The following is a 22,342-nucleotide window of genomic DNA, read 5'->3' as shown; positions in this document are numbered from 1 at the left end:
TTCAGCATTCTTTTTCATTCTCTCATTCAAGTCAAAAGATTAGCCCGCCAAGGAACAGCCATTGCGGGAAACCCCCCTTGGCAAGTCCCCGAAAGCAACCGTTTCCATCGAAATCAGGCTACCTCGCGAGCCAAACGGCTCTCCGCGGCAAACCGAGTCATTGAGCTGAGGCTGACCGTTTTGCGCTCAGAAAACTCCTGGCGCTTGCCCGTATTCCAGTGGTGAACGGGTCGGAAATATCCCACGACCCGGCTGTATATCTCGCAAGGCACCACCTTCACCCGCACCCTGGCGTCGATCGGCTCTCTTTCCATGGCGCACCCCCTTTGCGGTGTTTTCTTCCGCTCCCCCGCCGTCGGCAAACCCGAGCACTCGGAAAGCGCCCCGATCCATCCGCATGAGCGCCGAAACTTCAAGCTCCGCCACCTCCCCATAGCGAGCCAAGTCCGCCTCGGCGTGCGGGAGCGGACAGTACTCATGCTTCCCGGGAAGATAGCCGTGCACCGGACAGACCGAAAAAGTAGGCGTGATGGAGAAGTACGGCAGACGAAAGTTCTCCACCACCGCCCGCACGAGCTCCCGCACCATGCGCGCGTCCGGGATCTCCTCGCCCACATAGAGGTGAACCACCGTGCCTCCGGTGAAAAGCACCTGGAGGTCGTCTTGGTGGGCGAGGATTTCGAAAATGTCATCGGTGTGCCCTACCGGAAGGTGCACGGAGTTGGTGTAGTAAGGAGCCTCCTTAGTGCCGGCGGTCACAATGTCGGGATAGCGATGCCGATCGATCCGGGCCAAGCGGTAGCTTGTTCCTTCGGCGGGCGTGGCTTCAAGGTTGTATAGATTGCCGGTTTCCTCCTGAAAGTCGGAAAGCTTCTCCCGCATGAATTCGAGCACCCTGATGGCCCACATCTTCGCCTCGGGATCGGAGATGGGTTTTCCCAGGAAGTTCAAGCAAGCCTCATTCATCCCTACGATCCCGATGGTGGAAAAGTGGTTCGTCCAGTAGCGTCCCGAGCACTCCTTCACCCGATCGAGGTAAACCCGAGAGTAGGGGTAGAGGCCTCTCTCGGTGAACTCCTCAATCACCTTGCGCTTGATTTCGAGGGAGGTCTTGGCGAGCTCCATAAGGTTCGCCAGCCGTTCGAAAAACTCTTCCTCCGATGAGGAGAGGTAGGCGATCCGGGGAAGATTGATGGTGACCACCCCGATGGAGCCCGTAAGCGGCGCGGCCCCAAAGAGCCCTCCGCCGCGGTGTTCCAGCTTCCGATGGTCGAGCCGCAAACGACAGCACATGCTCCGCACATCTTCGGGCTTCAGGTCGGAATTCACGAAGTTGGCGAAGTAAGGAATTCCGTACTTGCGGGTCATCTCCCAGAGCGGCTCGAGGTTGGGATTCTCATAGGCGAAGTCGCGGGTGATGTTGTAAGTGGGAATTGGGAAGGTGAAGATGCGCCCCCGAGCATCGCCCGCGAGCATCAGCTCGCAGAATGCCCGATTTATCATGTCCATCTCCTTTTGAAACTCGGCGTAGGTTTCGGAACGCTCTTCGCCACCCACCACGACCGGCGCGTTTTTCAAAGGATCGGGGCAGGTGAGGTCGAAGGTGATGTTGAAGAACGGCGTCTGGAAGCCCACCCGGGTGGGCACATTCACATTGAAAATGAATTCCTGTATGGCCTGCTTGACTTCACGGTAGCTGAGCCGGTCGTAACGCACGAAAGGCGCAAGCAAAGTGTCAAAGTTCGAAAGCGCCTGCGCTCCAGCCGCCTCCCCCTGAAGGGTGTAGATGAAGTTTACGACCTGGCCGAGGGCGCTACGGAAGTGCCGTGGAGGAGCGCTTTCCACCTTGCCTGCCACGCCGCCGAAACCGCGCTTGAGGAGGTCGTAGAGGTTCCATCCCATACAGTACGGCGCAAGGTAGCCGAGGTCGTGGATGTGGAGATCGCCGTTCATGTGCGCTCGGGCCACTTCCGGCGGATAAATCTTTGCCAGCCAGTAGCGCGCCACCATCGAGGAGGACACATGGGCGTTCAGCCCCTGAAGGCTGTAAGTCATGTTGGAGTTTTCGTGGACCCGCCAGTCCTCGCAATCCAGATACTCATCGATGAGGTCCACCGCATGGGTCACCGCTTTGGAAATCTCGCGAGCCTCACGGCGTTTCTCCCGATAGAGGATGTACGCCCGCGCCGTCCGATAATATCCCGCCCGCATCAGAGCTTCCTCCACCAGGTCCTGGATCTCCTCCACATGGGGCGTTTTTCCCCGCGCGTACCACTCCCGCGCGAGGCGTTCCACCACCATCCCCGCAATGCGCCGCGCTTCCGCGGGGTCCTCCCCGGTGGCCCTCAGGGCCCTGCGGGCGGCGTTTTCGATGCGAGTGACCTCAAAGGAAACAATGCGTCCGTCGCGCTTGACGACTTTCCACATCATGGCTCACCTCCCTCGGCGCCGTCTGATCCAGAGGACGCCAAGGAAGGTAACGAAGGGAAGCGGGATCGTGAGGAGGTTTTGCGCGGAGTTTGTCTTAATACACCACCAGCACTCGGCAGTAGTCGGGTTGAGCCACGGTGAGGTCGTTGCAGAATTGCGTGTAAACCGCGGTGGAAAACGGAGGAAGCCAGGGAGACACGCCATCGTAATTGCTCTGCGGGACCGGCGGTGCGTTTACCGCGCAGGTATCGGGCCTGAGCCCCGGGCACTGCGACAAAATAGGGTAGATGTTGAGCGGATTGCCGAATCCGTCCACGGTGTGCCGCCAGTCAATCGAAGCGATGTTCTGAACGATGCGCCGCCAGAAGAGCGCCCGGCGCGCAAGCGCCGAACGCCAGATGTTGTTGGTGTTCAGATTGGCGCACACTCCTCCCGCCCTGTTGCAAAGGGCCGACTGAACCTGCGCCGCATCGTCTCCGAAGACCTCCCAGAACCAGGGCACCAGCACATCGTCGGCGGAATTCAAACCGGTGGGAGCGGTGTTCTCCGTTTCGCGGGTGAGCTTGGTGTTGTAGAAGTCACGCAGGGCCCTCACCACCTCATAGAGCTTTCTGCGGGAATAAGCCCGACGCTCCTCCCACACATCCGCAAGCGAAATGCGGTAAACGACCTGCTCCACCGCGCCGGAACTTTCATAACGCCTGCGCACGGTCAGCACTACCGTGGGCACTTGCCGCGAGTCGAGCGGCGTGCCCGGCACATGGTATCGCGCCACAAGTCCGGCCCCCGCATCGTACTGCAGGTTTACCACCCCTGGACAGAGCAGGGTAAGGGTGGTCGCCGTGGTACCCTGCAAGCGACACCAAGGACCGAAAGCGTCACGAATCGAGGTCGTCAGGGAAGCCCGCGCGGTTGCGGGAAGGCTGGCGAGGTCAACATCATACCTGATCAGGTCCGCACCGGCGTAAACCGGAAGAGGAGAAGTGTTCACGCATGCGGGATTGCCCCATCCCCAACCGTAATCCGCCGTCCAGTCCGAAGCAATCCGGCCGCAAACCGACTCAAAGGCATCCAGTATGGCCACGAAAGCGGTTTTCACGCCGCGCTCGAACACATAGGCGTGATAGCGCTCCCGGCTGAGGTTTTCGGTCTCCTTGAGGGAAGTATAGAGGCGCATCACGCCCAGCATGACCAGACCGAATATCGCAAGCCCGAAGGCGAGTTCGGTGAGGGAGTATCCCAAAATGCGGCGCTTCCCGCCCCGTTTCATCGCGCGGCCTCCTGCGGCAAACGCAACACCACCCGTGCCTTGAAGCGTCCGTCTTCAAGGCTAAGCCTCTCCATGTGGGCCGGGCACTTTTTGAAAAGCGTCTCCGCAAATTCGAAAAATTCTTCCGCCGGTGCGGTCCAGTCCACCGCAACCCTGTCGTCGCCCCGAGAGATAACCTCGCCCCGCGCCGGATCGAGCAGGGCGCGAACGCACTCGAGACTCGCTCCGGGAAGAGGTTTCAGATTCGCCCGTCCGACGCTCTCGCTGAAAGTTTCGGTTTTCTGGTATCGGCTACCGGCTCGCTGGGTGCCCCTGGCGGGAAAAGCATACTCCAGAATGAGACTCAGTTCTCCGCTCAAGCGATCCCTTTCCTTCCGCCAGTCAAGACGCACCTCGCGCACCCGGACCCCGATCGGCCCCCTGATGAGAGGATCCCTTATCTGCCCCTCCGCCCACTCACGAAGCCGCTCGACAAGCCTGAGGGTGAGTACCCGCTTGGCCTGCTCCACCTCCGTTGCGGTAAGCGGTGGCGGAGGCTGGTTTGCCGTCTTCGGTTTCGGTTTCACGAAAAGCATCCGATAAGCGACGAAAAGCACCCCCAGCGCAAACACCACCGCACCAGCCAGAACAAAAACTTCCTTCGCCGAAGAGGGTGCATGCGCTTTGCGCACCTCTTCGAGGGCGAGCTCAACCTCCCTGTAGCCGAACCCTTCGAAAATGGTTTCGAGCAGGGAAACCTTCTCTCCTTCATCAGCAAAGCGCTCCCGGTAGAGGATGTAGTCTCCGTCTTCCGTCCGGGAGGCCGCAACAAACTCGCTCTTGCCCAAGGGGAGATAAGCACGCTCCAAGTTCTGCGTATAACAGTAAACCGCGAACCAGAAGACCTCCTCGAGATCGGAAAGAAGCTCCTCCTTTTCAGGGAGGAGCACCACTTCCGCGGATTTGCCGTGGATGCGCACCTTGACTCGCTTGCCCCCCGATTCGAAGGGCGCTCGTTCAATAGCCACCCGTCCGAGCACCACTTTTCCGCCTCCTTCGGCTTCTTCCCGCCGACTAAGCCGGAATCGGTCAGAACTCGATCACCCGATAAGTGGTGACCACCCGGTTCGGCTCGATATGTATCACCTCTTCACCCTCCGCAAGCTGGTCACCCACTTTGAGAACGCCTCGGTCCGTGAAAGCCTTGCAATTGTTGCCCACGCAGGCCACTCCGAAAACCGCAATTGGACGCAACTTCACCTTCGGCTTAGGTCGCTCCCGCTTCAAGGGCTTCGGATTCTGGATAATCACCTGCGCAAGGCGACGCCGGATTTCCTCTTCGCAAGATCTCTTGCGCGCTTGCTCTTCGCGCTGGCGGCGCTTTATCTCCTCGCGCAAGCGCTTCTCCGCCGCCCAGGAGAGAAAAAGCCGATCAAGCGGTCGCGTAAGACGAACATCACGGGCGTTGCCGAGCGAACCCTCTGGAAGTTTGAAGTCTTTTTCAATCATTCCGAAAACAGCGACGGGCAAAACCGGCCTCGAACCAGCAAAGGCAACTCTCCCCGGTTCCCCGGTCTTCCCGTTACCCGTCGCATTCGACGAGGAAATCCCCGTCCTTTTCGGAACTCTGCGGATGTCCGCCCTACCATTCCTCCGCTCGTTTTTCGAGTTGTTCGTTGCCTTGGCGGCCCCGAGCCTTTCGATCTCAGTAGCTCCAGATGCGATCTGCGAAGACTGGAGGGGTTGTCTTTCCGCCGTTAACCTAGAAGGCGCCTTGGGAACATTCCGCTTCACCGCAAACCACCAGTACCCCACACCGCCGGCCATCGCGAAGGCGAGCGTAATAAACAGCGCCAGCAATAGAACTCCCTTCCCGCGGTTGAAGTACCGGTTGAGGGTCTTCTTTGTCTCCGCATCGGGCTTCGCTTCCCGGGTGCTACTGGCCTTTTCTCCGCCTCCGCCGAGCCCGGAAAGGAACTCGGCGCCCACGAAGGGCCTTTCCTCCCCGCCCGCGGACTCGGAAACGGATTCCTCCGTTCCCGAACCCGAAGCGCCATCGCCTCCGCCAAACGCTTCCTTCAGGACCTCCTCGCTCATATCGCCCCTTCCTCCTCTAAGAAATCTCCTCAGGTGTGATCATAATGAGAAGCTCGCTGTTTTCGTGCTTCCTGTCGCCGTAACCGAAAAGAGCCCCCGCCACCGGCAAGCGCGAAAGAAGCGGAGCTCCCTGGTCTTCCAGCTCGGTCTTGTGGATCTTGAACCCGGTTATGAAGAGGGTCTCCCCGAGGGCGACCCGGGCCGGAAGGTAAACATCCGACTTGGTGACCAGCGGCACCACCACCGTGCCGGCGTCCCCCAGGTTGAAAGTCTTGTCCCCTAGATACTCGGAAACCGACACCGCCACGGAGAGGTCCACCCGGGCGCCCTCCACATTGGGAAGAAGCACCAGCTTCATCCCCACCTCCTCGGTGTTCACCTGCGGAAAGGTCTGGGTCTGCGTCTCCGTGGTGGTCACCACCGAAGTGGCGTAGGGAATGCGATCCACCGCCTTGAACATCACGGGAAACCCGGTGCGCCCGACGGCGACAAACTCCCGCACGATGCGCACCTTCCCGTACTTCTCGAGAAAGCGGAGCACCTGCTTCGCTCCCTTGTAAGCGAACTGCACCCCGGTCCCGCCGTGAACCGCATCCGCATAAGAAGTGAACACCCGCAAGTTCTGGATGTCCCCGAAAGACCTGATGAGAAGGTTCCAATCCACGCCGGCTTGAAATTCGCGACTGAGGTCAATGCGCACAATGCGCACCCGGAGCCGTATGCGCCGATCCTTGCTCCGTTCCTTGAGAAGCACCTCGCGCACGCTCCGTATGATTGAGGGACGGTCGACCACCACGATGTAACCCCGCGGCGAGTAAATCACCTTCCCCCGGGATGAAAGGAGCGCTTTGATCCGACTCTTCAGGTCAGAGATCACATTCTCATCAAAACTCACCTCCATGGTTTCTTCGCCCGCTCCTGTCCCGGCAATGCCGCTCGTCGCAGTAGCTTCGCTTCCCGAAGCGGACGACGGAGCGGCTGAAGTGGCGTCCGAAACACCGGTCCCCGCACCGGAAGAGGTCGTTGACTCCTCCTCGCTGGAAACGGTACCGGTCCCTCCCAGAGAGAAGGAGTAGTTGAAGAAAACCGACCGATCCAGCACCAGCTCGTCATAGTCCCTCACCACGAAGCGCTTGTCGCCTTGAGACACCGCCTTGAGGTCCACCGTGCGAAGCACTCCCTCCAGAGCCTCTTCCGGCGAGCATCCCTGATAGAAGTAAGTCACCCTCTCCTTCCAAGGCGCAATCTCCTCCTCACCAGCGCTTTTCACCGCCATTGTGGCGTCGGAAACGCCGGTTTGCGTTTTGCCCCCGGGGAAAATCGCGGGTTTAGTCACAAACTCGGCCCTTTGCTTTCCCAAGGGGGTGAGAGTGGTCTTGGTCTTGCCGTACGAAGCGAAACCCGGTGAATAGCGGAAGTCGAAAGTGAAGGAGTATCCGAATTCTCTGGCAAAATAGTCGAACACTTCCGCAAGAGGCGTATCCGAAAAACGCACCACGATGGGCTTGCGACACACCTTTTCAGGTTCGCGGGTCACTTCGGGCGCTTCGGCGGCAAGCTCCACCGAGCGCCAGTTTACAAGCCTCAGCACCCCCGCTGAGTCAACCCGGTAAACCAGACCGGTGTTGTCCTGGATGAGGCGCAGAAGCTCCGCAAGCGGTCCCTTGAATCCTTTGATGCGTACGCGGTAGCGTTCGGCGGGTTCATGCGTGAAGTCACAGGTGAAACCGTAATTTTCACACAGAGTACGAACAAGCACGCTTACCGGCGTGGACTTCACTAGGTCCACCTCGACCGTCCGGCTCAGCACCCGGTAGGCCGGCGAGGCTCCCCAGAGTGCTTCCGTGCTCGCCTCGCGCTCGATCGGGACGCTCTGGCACCCGAAAAACAAAAATACCAGGAACACTCCGAATACCGCAGGCAATGCGAATCTACCTTTCCACATAAATGCGCCTCCTTGCATCATAATAGAGACGGATGCGCCCGACCTTCCCCACATAAGAGAACCCCTTTTGCCGCACCTCTTCGGAACCGGTATGTGGGTTCCGCGGCGACCAGCGCACGATGACACTTTCCGGCCCTCGCGGCGCGGAGAGAATCACCGCAAAGGTCACCGGACGCTCGCACCGCACCGACACCTCATACATGTGCGGCACAAGCGTTCCCCCGGGGCAACTCCCCTGCACCGCCAGCACCGGGTGCCGAAACCGCACCACCTTTTTTCCGTACACCACCCGCGCTTCGCTCGCCGCAACCGCTGGAACGAAAACGGAAGTCAGCATCATCCACGCCGTCGCACACGCCGTTGCGAAAAACATCAATGCGCGCGAAAGCCAAACTCGCCTGCAGGTGGCGTCAGAGCAGAGCCTTGAGAGTCTCATCGCTCGCCTCGATGAGTCCGGAACGCAATTTGACGAGGAACACCTGAAGGCGGTTTTTGCCGATGTTGAGCCGACAAACCTTGCGCTCGATGTCGTACATGCTCGGCGCCTCCCGCAGAAGCCAGTCCACGAACTCGCTTGTGGGAAAGAAGTACTCGTAAATCGGGGTCCGACCGAGGTAGCCCTGTCCCTCGCACCGCTGACATCCTTCTCCCCTGCGGTAGGTGGTAATCTTGCCGGATTCCGCTTCCCCAAGGATTTCGCGGAAGGGGTCCTTATGTCCGATGGGAGCTATGTCGAGCGCCTCTCGCAGGGCCGCAAGGTTGGCTCCCTCCCGGTCCTCTATGCGGCAATCGGGACAGAGTGCCGGCACGAGGCTCTGGTTCAGGGAAAAGAGGATGGTGGTCGCAAGGGTGTAAAAGTCGAGCTCAAAGAGCTGAGCCAGCGCCCGGTAAACATCGAAAGCGCTCTTGATGTGCACGGTGGAGATGACGAGCTGGCCCGCCTGAGCGGCTTCGACGACCGAAGTAACCAAGTCGGGATCCCGGCGAATCTCGCCAACAAAAATCACATCCGGGTCCGCTCGCTTGAAAGCCTTGATGTACTCAAGGAAGCCCATCTTCTTCTCCGCCTCGTCCGGCACATAGATTTGGTGTTGCTCCACATGGGGCAGGTTCACCACATACTCCACCGGATCCTCCACGGTCACCACCTTGCGAGTGGAATCAATGTGCGTGAGGAGGCTCGCCGCAAGCGTCGACTTGCCCGATCCGGTAATGCCCGAAATGAGGAGAAGCCCCCCTCGGCGCTTGACCACCCGGCGAAGCACCTCGGCGTCCTCAGGCAGGTAACCCAGTTCCTCAAGGGACTTGACTTTCATGCGGCGTCTCACTAGGAGGCGCGCCGTAAGCGAGGTCTTCGAGAGCGTTCCGTCCGGTATGAAAACTAGGCGCAGGGATACTCCCAGCTCAGGATAGTCAATCCGGGCGTCCTGCGCCACGGCCTTTTCCTCCACGCGAAAGCGCCCCTTGGTGTGGAGCGAAGCCTCCTCCTTCACCCGGGTGATGAACTCTTCCCCTTCCTCCAGACGCAGGAGGTACTTCGGTTGCCTTTTGAGCACTCCGTCTATCCGGAAGAACACATGGTAGAAGTCGTCCTTGCTGACGATGTGAATGTCCGAGGCCTCCTTGGAAAGGGCATCCATCACCAAATCCTGAAAGGTGAGTGCGCGGTGTTTCTCCGTTTCCCTGTCCTTCTCCGTGCGCTGGATGATGCGCAGGTACTCGCCGAAGGAAAGAAGCACCTGCGGGCGCCCCGCATTCACCCGGGGGCACCACACCGGCTCGACCGGTACGGTCTGTTCCCCGAGGGAAAGCAGGTAAACCCGGGTTTTTTCGTCGTAGAGGAGGCTCGTTTCGTCGCCCAAGTAGAGGTCTTCCACCACCGGAGCAAAAATGTTGTAAATGAAGGTTTTTTGCTCGCTGTAGGGCATTATCCCGGTTGTGTCGAGCACCGCGAGCAGGTGGATGTCCGTTCCGAGACGGTTTCGAATGTTGAGCACCTCGCGAAAACGCTCCTCCCCGATGCGGGCCCTGATCCGGTGAATGATAAAGTTGTTTTCACCTCCCAAGCGGGAGATCTCCCGCTTGGTGAATTGCCGCAAATGGTGCTTCAGCTCGTGTTCGGTGAGAACCCCTCGCTCGACGAGAACCTTCCCGAGGAAAATGCGCTCCCCCTGCGCTTCTCTGCGCTTCTGCTCCTCAAGACATTCCCTGAGCTCCTCCGCCGAAAGCACTCCGTTTTGCACCAGAAATTCTCCGAACCGGGTTGTTTCCACCGTTCACCTCCTCGCCACCTCACCGTAGAGACAGGGTTCGTCCGAAGTGCCGGGTACTCCCCTCAGGTCCGCGGAGAAACCCGTGGCGTATACCTGAGGTAAAGCCAATCGGAACCGGTAGCGTCCGTACGCAAAAGCCACCGCTCCGCATCCGAAGGCGGACGATGCGACACTGGAATAGATTGACGCAAGTGCGGTCACCGTCCCAGGCGTTCCCGCAAACCCCCACACATCGGCGGCCGTCGGGGGATCGGCGCACCCTCGCCTCGCTTCAAGCACATAGAGCACCTGGCAGGTCCTGAGCAGGGCCGCTTCCACATTCTCCGCCTGAAGAACCTCCATTTCCCGCACCCAGGAGAGGTTTTCAGACGGAGACGGCGAGTAAGGCTTGCTGATCGCCGAACGGATGGGGTCGTAGAAACCGGCTTTCAACTCGTAATGGAGGGGGAGGGGCGTGAGAACGGCCAAAAACAAGCTGGCTACTGCCGCCGCACAGACCACGAATGCGGCGAGCAACACCCCCCGCCCCTCCTCACGCTCCTAACGGCAGGAGACATTGGCGAGCTGAATCTGGATAGCGTTGCCGCTCGCCGTGGCCGTCCACGGGGTAAGGTTGTTGTTGATCTTGTCGATGATCAGGTCGCGCACGACGGTGTCCGCATAGGGCGTGGTGGTGATGGTAAGAGTGGACGGTGTGCCGGCGGGGCAATCGTAGGTCCACCCGCCCACATCGTTCACATTGCCGGAGAGCTGGCGCACAATCCGCGGGATGTTCTGAATTCGGTCGCTCGCCGCAAGGTACGCGCCCCCGTTGTCGGCCTTGACTCGCTCGACCGCCGCAATCACCTGGCTTACCCGCCGGAACTCCGTGGTAGCCTGCGAGGGTTTGTAAATCTTGTTGTACCCCACCACCGCGCCCAGAATCAGAATAGCCGCAATTACGATGACAAAGGCCAGCTCGGTAAGGGTAAACCCCTCCTCCCTTTTGTTGCGACACTTCTTAATGCCGTCCTCAGCAAAAGCGACACTTTTCTTCTCCGTCGACCTCCGCATGTCCGACACCTCCTTTTACGATTTTTTCAAAGCTCAAGTTAACTCAGGCGGAAGTCATCGTTTTTTGGGCTTGTTCGCCAAGTTGTTAAAAGGTGACCCTACTGGATGAGCGACATGGCACCCATCATCACGGAAAACATCACGATGAGAAAGAGCCCGATGGGAATGACCGAGAAGAGAATGGCGACATTCTTCACCACCTCGCCGGTCTGTTCGCTTATCCGGGCGGCCTCCTCCAGCTTGCGATCCCGCAAAATGTTGAGCAATTCCTCGGGCTTGGTGTACTCAAGGGCCACGAGCAGGTCCGCTCCCTCGAGAGGCGTCAGGATCCCTCGCCTCACCAGCGCATCGATCAGTGCCTGCGCCTTTGAGGGGACCGCCCCTAGGTTGAACTGGTTGGCCACAAGCGGAGCGATCTCGGTGAAGGAAAACCCCGCTCGGTACATGATGTTTATCACCCCCACCACCAGCACCGAATCGAGCACCCGATAAATGCGCTTGAGAAGCGGCACCCGGTGCGGGAACCTGAAGAAAACGAAGGCCATCCCTCCGATCAGCAAATAGGCGATGAGGTGGAAGTGTGAAGCGATAAACACGCTTACGGAGCCAAGGTGCAGGGTTGCGGCGTGCGCTTTGAAGCGCCCCGCAATGGCCCCCAATATGCCCGCTATCAGGCAGGCCATCAGCACCGGCACGGTGAGACCCGCCCGCACGGTGCGTTTCTGTTTCTCCACGAGAGTGCGCACCAGCGCAAACTCCCCGAGAAACTTCGTGGTATCGAGCCCCTTGGTTTCCGCAAGCCGCAGAAGCGAAGTCACCTCCTGCGGCAGAAACCCGCGGTAAGCCGCCGCTTTGTTGCCGAGACCGCAACGGTTGAGACTTTCGTGCACTTCCCGAAGGGCGTCGGCCAGTCCCGGTTGCGATGCGCGCAGAAAGCGGATGTACTGCTCCAGAATGCGGTTGGCTCCCACCCCCGCCCGCATGGCCGTCTCCTCGGCCCGGTAAATCGTCCGCTCCACATCCCCGGCGTAGAACCGCTTCCTCATCCGGGTGAGCAACCCCTTGCCTTTACTCCCGATCATCGCCCTCTCTCCGCCTTCATTTTCTCGGGCTCGACCGTCCGAAAGCTCACATAAGGCACGCCGAGCGCGACGGCGTTGCGCACCGCTTCGCGGATGAAAAGAAGGTCCCGCTCGGCGAGCTCGCGGTCCTTCGCCGCAAGCGAGGTCGCTTTCAGAGCCCGCACCGCTTCCTCTATGGCTCGGTCGAAGGACTTCGCTTCTCTCTTATCACCGCATCCAGCACTCTTTTCGGCGGGACCGGCCTCCAAGAGGGGAATTCTTACCCCTTGAAAGAGGGCCTCGAAGGGGATGGGCGGTTCGAAGCGACACCCTTCCACCCTCAGGTAGATTATTCCGTTCCTCACCTCGCGGTACACTCGCGGATAGGTGATCCATCCCTTGCGGAGAAAGTACTTGCCCGCCTGATACGCTTCGTAATCACGCCGAAACCGCTCAAGCTCCGCCCGAAGATCCCTGAGCGCCCGCCGGTAACCGTCCAGATAGCCCCTGCGGTAAACTTCGGCGCACCCGCCCTGAGCAACCTCCTTCGGACGGCTTTCCCGAGGAATAGTGTTTCCCCCGCCTGCACTCGCCGACGCGGCGGCAAAGAACCACCCCAAGAGCAAAACCGTCACGAAAAGCCAAGCACCCTTCTCCCTCACGGCGCATCCCCCCCTTTCGTTGCGGCGGTCACCACGCGGCGGTAGAGCTCACCGAAGGAAAGCGGCGGCTCAATGTTGCCGCTCGCTTCCTGCCGAAGAAGCTCCTGCACCATGTGGACGGCATGTTCTTCGTCGCGCCCCTTCGGAGCGCTGTAGGCGAACTCGAGCGCAAGCGCCAAGTCCTCCGTTACTCCGCTCAGCCGGTAGATCGTCAGCATCCAGTTCGCAACCTGCGCAAGCGGTATCTCCACTTTGATCCGCTTGCCGTCCACTCTGATGGAATCCACATCCGGGACGAATCCCGCCATGGCCTCCTCCTGAAAAGACGGTCGCTTAACGAAAACAATCGGCGCCGCTCACACTTTCGCCATACGCATAGCCGGCTCCATGGCCTTGCGCACCTGCACCGCCTCATCCGCGCTGATTCGTCCGCTTTCAAGCGCGTTCTGAATGTACTGTTCAAAGGTGAACGATCCGGTGTGTCTGGCGAGGGTCCCCTCCACATAGAAAGCCCGATCTACGGCTTCGAGCGGATTGTCGTCGTCCTGTATGCGCTTGCGCAAAGAGCGATCGGGGATGAAGATCTCGAACACCGGGATGATCCTTCCCTCCCGGCCGAGCACCAGCCCGTGGGCTACAATCACCGTGAGCGCCGAAGCCAGAAGGTGAGTATAACCCCGGCACTTCGAAAGGAGCAGGCTCATCGCCTCGTAAACATTGCGAGCATGCATGGAGGCGAACACCACATGTCCGCGGCTGGCGATGTCCACCATGCCCGTAATCTCTTTGTCCGTTCGCACCTCGCCGAGGAGGATCGCCGAAGGGTTGTTCCGAAGCAGGTGATTCTTGATCGCATCAAACTCATCCTCCTCGCCTTTGGCAGGATTGGGCTTCATGTGTTCCATGATGTCGAACTGAAGCACTTCGGCCTTGGTGTGGAGAAAACGATACTCAACCGGCTTTTCGTAAGTGATGATGGTGCCCGAAATGTTGTCGGCCAAGTACTTGATCTCCGCCGCAATGGAGGTGGACTTACCCGAACCCGTAGGGCCCACATGGAGAATAAGCCCTCCTCCCCGGGTCACCCCCAGATCCAGGGAACGCCCCCCGTAGACCAAGGTTTTGCGCTCCACCAGCTTGGCGATCGTCTTCACATAGTGCGGGGGGTATCCCACCGCCTCAAGAGAAGGAATGTCGAAGTCGAGGTGGCGGATGGTGAGCGTGCGTCCCATGATGTCCCTCGAGTAGTTGAAACGGTACACTCCGAGTCCGTAAACCGCGAGCGCAAAGTCCAGGTTGTTCGAATGCTCCACCTCTTGGGGAGAAATTCCGCATATCCGAGAGGTCAGGCTTATGATGTGCTCCCCGGTAGGCACGAAGACCCGCCCCTCCTCCCTCGGATAGGTGAAGGCGTACGGAAAGTACGCTTTTACAATGGCCAGCTTTATCGGCTTTCCCTCCCGGATTACGATGTCGGTAATCTTGTGCGGGAACCGCATGGCTCGCCCGATTTCGATGATGAGTTCCGCGAACCAGCGGTTCTCCTCCCCGAGCCTTTCCCTGAGTTCGTCGAGGGATTTTTGCGGATCGCGATGGGCGAACCCTATGTTCATCGCGCACCCCCTTCCGGCATTTTTGCAAGCAGGAAGAGTCCGCTCGAGGGAGAGAAGTTAACTCGCCGGAGCTCCGCTTTTCCAAGAGACGCCACAAGATCGAAGCGTCTTTTGCTTCCCCCCCCCCGGCGTCGAAAACGGCAGACGCATACAGCGCTCCCTTACGGGAGAAAAACGAACCGCCGGATGAGAGGAAACTTCGCTTTCAGGGAGGGCAATGGTGAAACACTTTTCTCGATACATCCTTACCGACATCTTGGGGCGGACGATCGCCACGCAAACGGTGCAGGACGGCTTCACTCTCGTCGCGGAACTCCTTGAGCGGCGTCTGCAACCGACGGCTTCCGCCGTCAACGGCGTGGATGTGGAAGCCTTCCGCGCCCCCCAGGGCGGGTACCGCTTCTGGGGAAAAGGGCGCGTGTTGCTCGCCGTGAACGACATCCTTCGGATTGAATTGACCGTACCTTATCCCGACCTTTTCACTACTGCGGTGGCTCACCTTCTTACTGGAGTCCCCCTTGACGAAAAGACCATCGGGATTTTCCTCCCCGAGGAGAAAGAAGAAACCCCCGATGAAGAGCGAGATCGAGGAACACCCTGGCGCGCTCTTGCCGAGGAAAGCGGTGCACAAAACCTGCCCGCGCTCCTGCCGGCACACCCGGAGGAAATCGACCCGATCGCCCTCGTCGCCTGCGCCGCGGCTTTACCGAAGTCTTCCTGGGGCGACGACCTGCGCGAGGAGATACACCGCCTCTTCAGGGTCGCTCTCGAACGACCACCCCTGGAAGCGCTCGAACTTTTCGCGCACGGGTACCTTTACCCCGCTACGCACGCCTTCACCCTCGCCCTCGTCTTCGATTGCATAAGTCCGCGTCCGATCCTGCCCCGGCGCCGCACCGAAATCCTGCTCACCCTTGTTCAGGAAAACCTCGAGCTCTTCAGCGAGGTGCCTCTCCTTCTCCGCTGGTCGGGCTCGGAGTGGATCGCCGACCTCCTCCACCTCAACATCGTCAACACCTCCATCCCGCCCCTCGTCTTCTCATTCCTATCGATAAACTTTTAGGAAAACCTTATCGATAAGATTTTTCTCATTTTTTATCGATTGGAGCCGAGGAGGTAGTCAGGGGGAAGGGCGCCGGTGCTGAGGAGCCAGCGTCCGTTCCGCTGATAAACAAAAGAGGGCACTCCCGCAACGCCGAGCTTTTTCACCAGAGCGAGGGACTTTCCCACCAGTATGCGTCCGGTCGCGCAGATTTCGGTGGAACGGAAAACATCGCTTCCCAATGTTTTCTCAAGGTCGAGGGAGGGCCACCGCTTCATGCAGGCGAGACGCTCGGCCTTTTCCCTGGCTCCCCTGTGAATCGGGAGCGGGAAAAGCACCACCCGCACGGTGATGTCACGGGCTACCTCCGGCGTCTCCCGAAAAAGCCGCGCCAAGGCCGCCGACGCCTGATGGCAGAAGGGGCAGTCGGGATCAGCGATGAAAAACACCTCCTGCTTCCCGGAACCGAAGGAAGCCACGGCCACCCTGCGCAGTTCGCGCACCAGCGTTGCGGGGACCGGCTTCGCATTGAGCTCCGCCATCCGTTCCGCGGTGAGATTGCGTCCCCTGCGGTCCAGCACCTGTCCGATCAGGAGGTACCGCCCGGAAGCATCGGTGTAAAGCACCCCCTTTCCGCCGGGAGTTCGGACGGCAACCTCGCACAGGTGTCGCCCCAGCGAACGCACCTCAACGGCCGTAACCCCGCTTCTCCTGTCGAAGAAGAGCTCATTCAGGTCTCGAACACTCGGACAGGCTAAGCCACCAGAGATCGCAACCGCCAAACCGATCAGGAAGGCAATAACAGTCATAACACTTCTCACGGCATTTCCTCCTTTCTTCGCATAATTTTGCGGAGAAAAGTTAACCGCGGGAGACGAAAATGAACAAACGAACCTCAAGCCTTTTCAAAATCTTGCACCGCAAGCCTTCTCTCGAGTTAACTTCATCCATCGAATCGCTCCCAAGGGAGGAAGCGCCGTGAAAGCACAAAAACACACTCGAGCGCGGCCCCGAGTCAGCGAAGGCATCCGATTCCGACCGGCCATCGTCGTGCGCGACGCCAGCGGAAAACACGGTGTGCGTTACGCCACCAGGCGTCTGACGGTGAAAAGCGACCGGTTTCCTTTCCACTACGGGGACCTAGTGGAGCGCGTGCTCGCCGTTCTCGAAGAGCATTACCGCGACGCCTTCGAAGACGAAAAAGTCGTAGCCGTCATGGCGCTCGATGCGGTCTACTTTATCGGACACCGGGACTTCGAGGTCTTCTCCCGCCCCGTCATGGCGGCTTTTTGCCGCGATGAGGAGGCCGCTAGAGCCGTTCGCCGAGCCACAAGTCTCTATGAGGAATGCTACATGAATGAGGCGCATCACGAACGCCACATCAGACGCCTCTCCGGACAAGCTCCCGTCGTCACACCGGAACCGTAGCGGGCCATGGATGGAGCGAACCGATCTCAACATACATCCGGTGCGTCTACGGCGCCCACGACGCCCCACACCGCAGTCCGCTTTGCGGTGTACGGCGCGGCTGTGGTGCGTTTTCCTTTCAGGAACGCCCCTTCCCTCTCCGAGCTCGAAACCGCCGCCGGCAAATCCGTGGTCAAGTTCGCACGAGCGGAATACATCCGGCACTTCCATCGCGAAGTCAGGGATCGTCCCCTTGCGGCCTTTGAAAGGGCCGAAAAACTTCTACATCACATTCTTCGATCCTCCAAAAGCGACAATGGCGTCTTTCGCCTTCCCGTGGTGGTGTTCGACATGGCAATTGCTCCCTGGTTCCCTCGGGCGAGGTTTTGCTTCGTACCGGGAGGGTTCGAACGGAGGTTCCTCGAACAACTGGCGCGAGCCGCCGCAATGAGAATGCGCGAATACCTCATTCAGCGCTACCGTGCCGCGAGACGGCGCACCACACCCGCACTCACGCCGATCTACCTCGTCGTTCCAGACGAGATCAAGCTCATCTACGATCCCCGCTGGCAGGAAAAGCCGCTAAAGGAAGAAGAGTCGCGCCAGAATGAAACTGCCACGGGAAAAGGTGCCGCAACAGAAGCGGGCGCAAACCGCGGACCGCACACTACAACCGAAGGGCTCATTCAGCAAAACACGCTCAACTTTTCCCGAGCTTTCTAAAACGGTCGGAACTGCACGACGCCAGTCGGACGCCACGCCATTTCCAATCAATTTCTAATCAGGCGGCTGTCAGCATCGGCGCGTCCGTTTCGGACGCCTTCGACGAAAAGAGCGCATACCACTTTTCGTCCCGCACGGAAACCCGCACTCCGAGGCGCTTCAGGTACTCATGAAAGCGGCTCGCCATCTGCGGACTTACCGCCACGGAATGCCCGCTTTTCAGGGCCTTCGCGCCGGCGGCGAAGTCCATTTCCGATCCCACCACGGGATGATCATCGCCGAAGCACTCCTGGAAGCGCTTCCTGAAACAATGAGGACAAAAAAGGCCCCAAGCTTTAGAGGAATGTTGCGATCCACAGTATGCACACCGGCTTATCATGTTCGCTTCTCCTCCTCCCAGGTTTTTCTCCAACTGAACATCAGCCCAGGCGGTCGCTCAGAGGTTTTGAGGAAGGTCTCAGGGAAAAGACCTTAAGGAAGGGGCAATTCTAAGTTCAGTTCAGCTAGGCTCAGGAACCGGGGTTGGTCGCACCCCGTACCAAGCGCAAGCTGGCGGTGTTCCGCTTGCTCTTGCGGGGAGAGTCCCCACGATTCTCACGCACCAATCGCACCACCGGGTAGTAACTAACCGTCTCGCGGATGAACCCGTACTCGCGGTTGAGCTCGAGCACCTGCTCAAGCTCCTCCGGAGGCAACCGAGAGAGGTCCACCGAACGCGATGTGCGTCTCCCCACGGTGAGAATCAGCCGCCCTTCCGGCACCTTCGCCACATAAACGCCTCCCTCGGGAAGGCGCTCGCAGGCCCTTCGTAAGCGCTCGCGCACCGCCTCCCGCAAGTTTTCGAGGCGCAGGATCTCCATTGCGAGGCGGTGGTCCTCGGCCATGAGGCGGCGCAATTCTTCGTCAGGTTCGATCTCGGAATGTTCCCTTGCGGAGCGGTATACCGCCCCGAGGAACACCCGCTCGCAAGCCTCCCGCACGCGGCAATACGCACATTGCCAAGAATCCGCCGGGAGCTCCCGCGCGTCGAGGCGCCCTTCGGCCGCCTCTCGCACCCGTGCCAGCCGGGTACTCACTTTCCTGTGGAACCCCGGAATCGCATAACCCAAGAAGATCCGTTCCACGCGCTCCGGATCTCCCGAATCCGCGCCCCGAACCGCAACCTCGTTCAGCTCGAGGCGGTCTTCGGATCGCACATAACGAAACCGCACCTCCATTTGCGCCCCGTTGTTTTTGTTCTTGTAGATGAGGGCTCCCCCCACTTCGTCAAGGTCGTCGAACACCACCCGTCCCGAATCGGGCAAAACCAGGCTCCCCGCACCGGAAAGAGTGACCATGTAAAGTCCGAGCTGGACTAGGTAGGGCTTTACATTGCGAAAAAGTTCGTCCCTCGCGCGGTCCCGGGCGTTGCGCAATACCTTCTCAAAGTGCGCCGTGGACACCGCCTTGTGATCAATCACTTCAGGGCGAGCGGTCTCTGGATTGACCACCAAGAAGTCCATGTGCCCGTGGAGGGCGTTTTCGAAGACCGCTTCCCCGCAGATGAGACACCGCCCCGATTCCACGAACTCCGAAGGCGACACTTCCGGTAGCTCGGCCACATCCGCAGGCACCTGTTCGCCAAGCACTTCCACCCCTGCGGCTCGCAGAAGAGCGGCGTAGGCCTCCTCGTGAATTTCCCCATCCCTGAAAATGTGGCGCAAGCGCAGATCCGCTTCGTCCTCCGCTTGCCCCGTCAGAAGAAGGTAAAGCTTCCTCGCGCAGTAACCCGCCACCGAGGGAGAAAGGTAAAACTTCATCCGATCTCGGGGGCGCTCTCCCCGCACCCCTTCAAGCGCTTCAACAGAGTAGGTGCGCTCGATGTAGGCCATGTCAGCTCAGCGAATTGGTGTTCTTACAACTCATAATTTTAACGCCGCTTCACCACGAAAGCACGCATTAAGGCGTCCAGATCCCTCCGCCAGCGCAGGCCCCGTCAAACCGTGAAGACCGCAAGGAGCACCCAAAACACCACCGAAGCCCTCTAAACTCTCTGGACTCGATTTTTTATCGATAAGTTTTCAAAAAACTCTTATCGATAAGTTTTCTCTTAAAGCTTATCGATTGAGCAATGCAAACAGGCCGGCGAAAAGAAGGGAAAAGGTGCAGGCGAGTTCACCGAGAACGGAAAGAGGGGGAGGGAAAGCCCTGAGGTCTCGGAAGCGCATCTTCAAAAATTCCATCAGAAACAAAAGATAGCCCTGCGGGGAAGCGATGCGGAGGAAAGCACCGCATCCGTTTCGTCGTCCGGCCGCATAAGATCGTTGGCATCAATTGCAATACGGTATCTCCGCCGGGCGCTATGTTGAAAAGGCACACCACTAGGTCGGGAGCTTCGTGATGAGCACACTCATCCTCACCGAAAAACCCCTAGTGGCCGAGCAATTTGCCAAAGCCCTCCGGGCCAAGTTCGACAGGGATTGCTACCGAACCCCCGACGGCCGCTACACCATTACCTGGGCCGTGGGGCATCTGCTCGAAATCGACGACGCCGTCGCTCCACAGGGGGAATGGTCGCTTGCGGATCTTCCCATTTTCCCGGCAAAGTTCCGTTACGCGCCCCGCGGTGGAAACGAAAAAAAGCGGCGCGAAGCCAAAGAGCGGCTCGAAGCCATACGAAAACTGCTTCGCGAAGCCGACCGCGTGGTGATCGCCACCGACGCCGGACGCGAGGGAGAGCTCATCGCCCGGCTCATTCTCCACCACGCCGGCTGGCGCAATTGGGACCGCACCTACCGCTTCTGGGTGTCCGAGTCCCTCACCCCCGAGGTGGTGCGCGACGGACTGGCCTCGCTCAAACCGGCTTCGGCTTACGACGACCTCTACCGATCGGCGCTCGCTCGTCAACACGCCGACTGGATCGTCGGGATCAACCTCACCCGGGCGGTGACCGCCAAGGTTCGAGAAGTGTTCGGCGTCCGGGGCGAGCTTTTCTCCCTCGGAAGGGTGCAGACGGCGGTGCTCGCCGTGCTCGCCGAACGCGAGCTCGCCATACGCAACTTCAAGCCCGAGGATTTTTGGACCGTGCATGCTTCCTTCGAAACCAGAGGACACAAGTTCACCCTCCCCCTCGTCGGAGGCGAGACAGTTCTGAAGTATCCTGAGGTGTCCGATCGGGAACTCAGCCCCGAGGAGGAAGCTGAAGCGGAAGCCGAAAAAGAAACCGCAGAGCGGGCTCCGACCAAGGGAAAGCGGTTTTCCCTCGCGCCTTACCGGTTCAAGCGGGAGCGCGACGCAAAGGAGGTGGTCCGATCATTGCCGTTGACCTTCACCGTGATCGAAGCGCGCCGAACGAAAGTGCGCGTTCCTCCTCCGCGACTCTTCAGTCTTACGGAGCTTCAATCCGAGGCCAACCGGCTGTGGGGCTGGTCCCTGAAAAAAACCCTCGATGTGGCGCAAAGCCTTTACGAACGCCACCAGCTCATTTCCTATCCCCGCTCGGACTCCGAGCACCTCGGGGATGCCAATCGGGGGCTCATCCTCGGAGTGCTCCGCAAGCTCGGACATCCCGACCCGGACGGCGCCGTGCGCCGAGCCGGAAAGCATGTCTTTGACGACTCAAAGCTCACCGATCATCACGCCATCATCCCAAACGACTCAAAGGAGGGGAAAAGGCTCACCCCTGATGAGGAGAAGCTCTATGACCTCATTGTGGCTCGAACCTTCGCCGCTTTCGACGAAGCGGGCGAAGACGAAAAGCTCACCCTAGTGCTCGAGGCCGGTGGGTACCGGTTCGCCGCGAGCGGCCGTGCCGAGGTGAAGGAGGGCTGGCGACGCTGGTACCGGCCTTACATGAGGAAACCCGCCGAGCTCGCCCTGCCCCCTCTTAAGGAGGGGGAGCGGGTCCTTCGCCGCGAGATCAAAGTCTCCCGCGGAAGGACGCAACCCCCACCCCGGTTCACCGAGGGGTCCATTGCTAAAAGTCTCATGCGGAATGTGTGGCGCTATGTGAAGGATGCTCGCTTGCGGAAAGTTCTCCGCGAGGCGGATGGGATCGGCACGCCGGCCACTCGGCCGGAAATCGTCGAGACGCTCAAACGGCGAAACTACATACGGGTTGCGCGTGAGCGTGTCCATGTAACGGATCGGGGCCTTCAGGTAGCCGCTCTCTGCCAGAAGCTCGCTCTCTCCGTGGGAGACATCGCCCTCACCGCGGTCTGGGAGACCATGCTTTCCCGCATCGCTCAGGGACAGGGCGACTACGAATCCTTCATGCGGCAGATCAAAAAAAGCGTGGCTCAACAGGTGGAGCGCATAAAGAAAGCCGATTCGACCTTCAAGGAGCTCTTTGAAAGCGCCCTCTCCCTTTCGGTGTCCTGTCCCGCCTGCGGGGCGCGTCTTGTGGTCGGTGCGAAAGGCGCTTTTTGTTCCAGAGAGTGCGGATTTCGGCTTTTTCGGCGGGTTTACGGCCGCGATCTCAGCGATCGGGAAATGGAGGAACTCATCGCCAAAGGACGCCTCGGCCCCAAGACTCTTCGCTCCAAGGCGGGCAGGAGTTATCAGGGAATCCTCATACTGGATAAGAAAACCGGAAGGGTCTCCGTGGAATTCAGCCGAAAAAGGGAGGTGAAAAAGGAAAAATCCTTCAAGGCCCCTAAGCGTTACAAAAAGTTTATCACGCCATACGAAGGCTAAAAGGAAGTGGCGTGGTAAACCTCTTTAACGCTTTTGGCCGCTAGAAAGCGGTAAAGGGGGAGTCTGGACAAAAAAAAAAAAAAAAAAAAAAAAAAAAAAAAAAAAAAAAAAAA

General features: G+C 59.3%; 21 protein-coding genes. 3 read left to right on the top strand and 18 right to left on the bottom strand.

Annotated features, from left to right (window positions below):
- Positions 1-113: 113 nt before the first annotated feature.
- The 14 genes from K3767_RS12170 to K3767_RS11005 form a co-directional block, all read right to left on the bottom strand.
- Positions 114-245 (bottom strand): anaerobic ribonucleoside-triphosphate reductase, encoded by a 132-nt coding sequence (locus tag K3767_RS12170; RefSeq protein WP_255592409.1) that lies wholly within the window; start codon positions 243-245, stop codon positions 114-116.
- Complete coding sequence (locus K3767_RS11065; protein WP_221173654.1) at positions 187-2,430, bottom strand: ribonucleoside triphosphate reductase; 2,244 nt, start codon at positions 2,428-2,430, stop codon at positions 187-189. Before K3767_RS11065 ends, K3767_RS12170 begins: the two co-directional genes overlap by 59 nt.
- A 94-nt stretch (positions 2,431-2,524) precedes the next feature.
- Complete coding sequence (locus K3767_RS11060; RefSeq protein ID WP_221173653.1) at positions 2,525-3,700, bottom strand: hypothetical protein; 1,176 nt, start codon at positions 3,698-3,700, stop codon at positions 2,525-2,527.
- Complete coding sequence (locus K3767_RS11055) at positions 3,697-4,722, bottom strand: hypothetical protein (RefSeq protein WP_221173652.1); 1,026 nt, start codon at positions 4,720-4,722, stop codon at positions 3,697-3,699. Before K3767_RS11055 ends, K3767_RS11060 begins: the two co-directional genes overlap by 4 nt.
- Positions 4,723-4,768: 46 nt before the next feature.
- Positions 4,769-5,776 carry a hypothetical protein gene (locus K3767_RS11050; protein WP_221173651.1) on the bottom strand — a complete coding sequence of 336 codons (1,008 nt, stop codon included), beginning with the start codon at positions 5,774-5,776 and terminating at the stop codon, positions 4,769-4,771.
- Positions 5,777-5,792: 16 nt separating this feature from the next.
- Positions 5,793-7,721, bottom strand: coding sequence for a type II secretion system protein GspD (locus K3767_RS11045; RefSeq protein WP_221173650.1), 1,929 nt, complete (start codon positions 7,719-7,721; stop codon positions 5,793-5,795).
- The gene (locus K3767_RS11040) at positions 7,708-8,061 is read right to left on the bottom strand and encodes a hypothetical protein (RefSeq protein WP_221173649.1); all 354 of its coding nucleotides are present in this window, start codon (positions 8,059-8,061) and stop codon (positions 7,708-7,710) included. The genes K3767_RS11045 and K3767_RS11040 overlap by 14 nt, the downstream gene beginning before the upstream one ends.
- Positions 8,062-8,131: 70 nt before the next feature.
- A complete protein-coding gene (locus K3767_RS11035) occupies positions 8,132-9,994 on the bottom strand; it encodes a GspE/PulE family protein (RefSeq protein WP_221173648.1) in 1,863 nt (620 codons plus the stop codon).
- Between the two features lie 3 nt (positions 9,995-9,997).
- On the bottom strand, positions 9,998-10,513 hold the full coding sequence (locus K3767_RS11030) for a hypothetical protein (protein WP_221173647.1): 516 nt from the start codon (positions 10,511-10,513) through the stop codon (positions 9,998-10,000).
- Positions 10,514-10,534: 21 nt separating this feature from the next.
- On the bottom strand, positions 10,535-11,047 hold the full coding sequence (locus K3767_RS11025) for a type II secretion system protein (RefSeq protein ID WP_221173646.1): 513 nt from the start codon (positions 11,045-11,047) through the stop codon (positions 10,535-10,537).
- A 98-nt stretch (positions 11,048-11,145) separates the two neighbouring features.
- Positions 11,146-12,129, bottom strand: a complete 984-nt coding sequence (locus K3767_RS11020) for a hypothetical protein (RefSeq protein WP_221173645.1) — start codon at positions 12,127-12,129, stop codon at positions 11,146-11,148.
- Entirely contained in the window at positions 12,126-12,770 is a 645-nt protein-coding gene (locus K3767_RS11015) for a hypothetical protein (protein WP_221173644.1), read from the bottom strand. Before K3767_RS11015 ends, K3767_RS11020 begins: the two co-directional genes overlap by 4 nt.
- Positions 12,767-13,078: a hypothetical protein gene (locus K3767_RS11010; protein ID WP_221173643.1), complete on the bottom strand. Its 312-nt coding sequence runs from the start codon at positions 13,076-13,078 to the stop codon at positions 12,767-12,769. Before K3767_RS11010 ends, K3767_RS11015 begins: the two co-directional genes overlap by 4 nt.
- Positions 13,079-13,126: 48 nt before the next feature.
- Positions 13,127-14,383, bottom strand: coding sequence for an ATPase, T2SS/T4P/T4SS family (locus K3767_RS11005; RefSeq protein ID WP_221173642.1), 1,257 nt, complete (start codon positions 14,381-14,383; stop codon positions 13,127-13,129).
- Between the two features lie 220 nt (positions 14,384-14,603).
- Here K3767_RS11005 and K3767_RS11000 point away from each other — a divergent pair, with 220 nt between their 5' ends.
- Entirely contained in the window at positions 14,604-15,446 is an 843-nt protein-coding gene (locus K3767_RS11000; RefSeq protein WP_221173641.1) for a hypothetical protein, read from the top strand.
- Positions 15,447-15,478: 32 nt separating this feature from the next.
- Here K3767_RS11000 and K3767_RS10995 read toward each other — a convergent pair whose 3' ends face one another.
- Positions 15,479-16,246, bottom strand: coding sequence for a DsbC family protein (locus K3767_RS10995; RefSeq protein WP_221173640.1), 768 nt, complete (start codon positions 16,244-16,246; stop codon positions 15,479-15,481).
- A gap of 319 nt (positions 16,247-16,565) precedes the next feature.
- The gene (locus tag K3767_RS10990) at positions 16,566-16,805 is read right to left on the bottom strand and encodes a hypothetical protein (protein ID WP_221173639.1); all 240 of its coding nucleotides are present in this window, start codon (positions 16,803-16,805) and stop codon (positions 16,566-16,568) included.
- Positions 16,806-16,940: 135 nt separating this feature from the next.
- Between K3767_RS10990 and K3767_RS10985 the strand changes: the two genes are divergently transcribed.
- Positions 16,941-17,555: a hypothetical protein gene (locus K3767_RS10985; protein ID WP_221173638.1), complete on the top strand. Its 615-nt coding sequence runs from the start codon at positions 16,941-16,943 to the stop codon at positions 17,553-17,555.
- A 58-nt stretch (positions 17,556-17,613) separates the two neighbouring features.
- On the opposite strand, the gene K3767_RS10980 is transcribed toward K3767_RS10985, so the two are convergent.
- Both K3767_RS10980 and K3767_RS10975 read right to left on the bottom strand, forming a co-directional pair.
- Entirely contained in the window at positions 17,614-17,805 is a 192-nt protein-coding gene (locus K3767_RS10980; protein ID WP_221173637.1) for a hypothetical protein, read from the bottom strand.
- A 259-nt stretch (positions 17,806-18,064) separates the two neighbouring features.
- Entirely contained in the window at positions 18,065-19,426 is a 1,362-nt protein-coding gene (locus K3767_RS10975) for a PD-(D/E)XK nuclease family protein (protein ID WP_221173636.1), read from the bottom strand.
- A gap of 508 nt (positions 19,427-19,934) precedes the next feature.
- Between K3767_RS10975 and K3767_RS10970 the strand changes: the two genes are divergently transcribed.
- Positions 19,935-22,229 (top strand): type IA DNA topoisomerase, encoded by a 2,295-nt coding sequence (locus K3767_RS10970; RefSeq protein ID WP_221173635.1) that lies wholly within the window; start codon positions 19,935-19,937, stop codon positions 22,227-22,229.
- Positions 22,230-22,342 lie beyond the last annotated feature (113 nt).

This window comes from Thermosulfurimonas sp. F29, assembly GCF_019688735.1.
GTDB lineage: Bacteria > Desulfobacterota > Thermodesulfobacteria > Thermodesulfobacteriales > Thermodesulfobacteriaceae > Thermosulfurimonas_A.
Note: the sequence above shows the minus strand (reverse complement) of the source record. Positions and strands in the feature narration are given on the sequence as shown.

Coding starts and splice junctions, on each gene's coding strand:
- K3767_RS11065 (WP_221173654.1), bottom strand. CDS start 2,430: ATGATGTGGAAAGTCGTCAAGCGCGACGGACGCATTGTTTCCTTTGAG.
- K3767_RS11060 (WP_221173653.1), bottom strand. CDS start 3,700: ATGAAACGGGGCGGGAAGCGCCGCATTTTGGGATACTCCCTCACCGAA.
- K3767_RS11050 (WP_221173651.1), bottom strand. CDS start 5,776: ATGAGCGAGGAGGTCCTGAAGGAAGCGTTTGGCGGAGGCGATGGCGCT.
- K3767_RS11045 (WP_221173650.1), bottom strand. CDS start 7,721: ATGTGGAAAGGTAGATTCGCATTGCCTGCGGTATTCGGAGTGTTCCTG.
- K3767_RS11040 (WP_221173649.1), bottom strand. CDS start 8,061: ATGATGCTGACTTCCGTTTTCGTTCCAGCGGTTGCGGCGAGCGAAGCG.
- K3767_RS11025 (WP_221173646.1), bottom strand. CDS start 11,047: ATGCGGAGGTCGACGGAGAAGAAAAGTGTCGCTTTTGCTGAGGACGGC.
- K3767_RS11020 (WP_221173645.1), bottom strand. CDS start 12,129: ATGATCGGGAGTAAAGGCAAGGGGTTGCTCACCCGGATGAGGAAGCGG.
- K3767_RS11010 (WP_221173643.1), bottom strand. CDS start 13,078: ATGGCGGGATTCGTCCCGGATGTGGATTCCATCAGAGTGGACGGCAAG.
- K3767_RS11005 (WP_221173642.1), bottom strand. CDS start 14,383: ATGAACATAGGGTTCGCCCATCGCGATCCGCAAAAATCCCTCGACGAA.
- K3767_RS10980 (WP_221173637.1), bottom strand. CDS start 17,805: ATGGACTTCGCCGCCGGCGCGAAGGCCCTGAAAAGCGGGCATTCCGTG.
- K3767_RS10975 (WP_221173636.1), bottom strand. CDS start 19,426: ATGGCCTACATCGAGCGCACCTACTCTGTTGAAGCGCTTGAAGGGGTG.
- K3767_RS10970 (WP_221173635.1), top strand. CDS start 19,935: ATGAGCACACTCATCCTCACCGAAAAACCCCTAGTGGCCGAGCAATTT.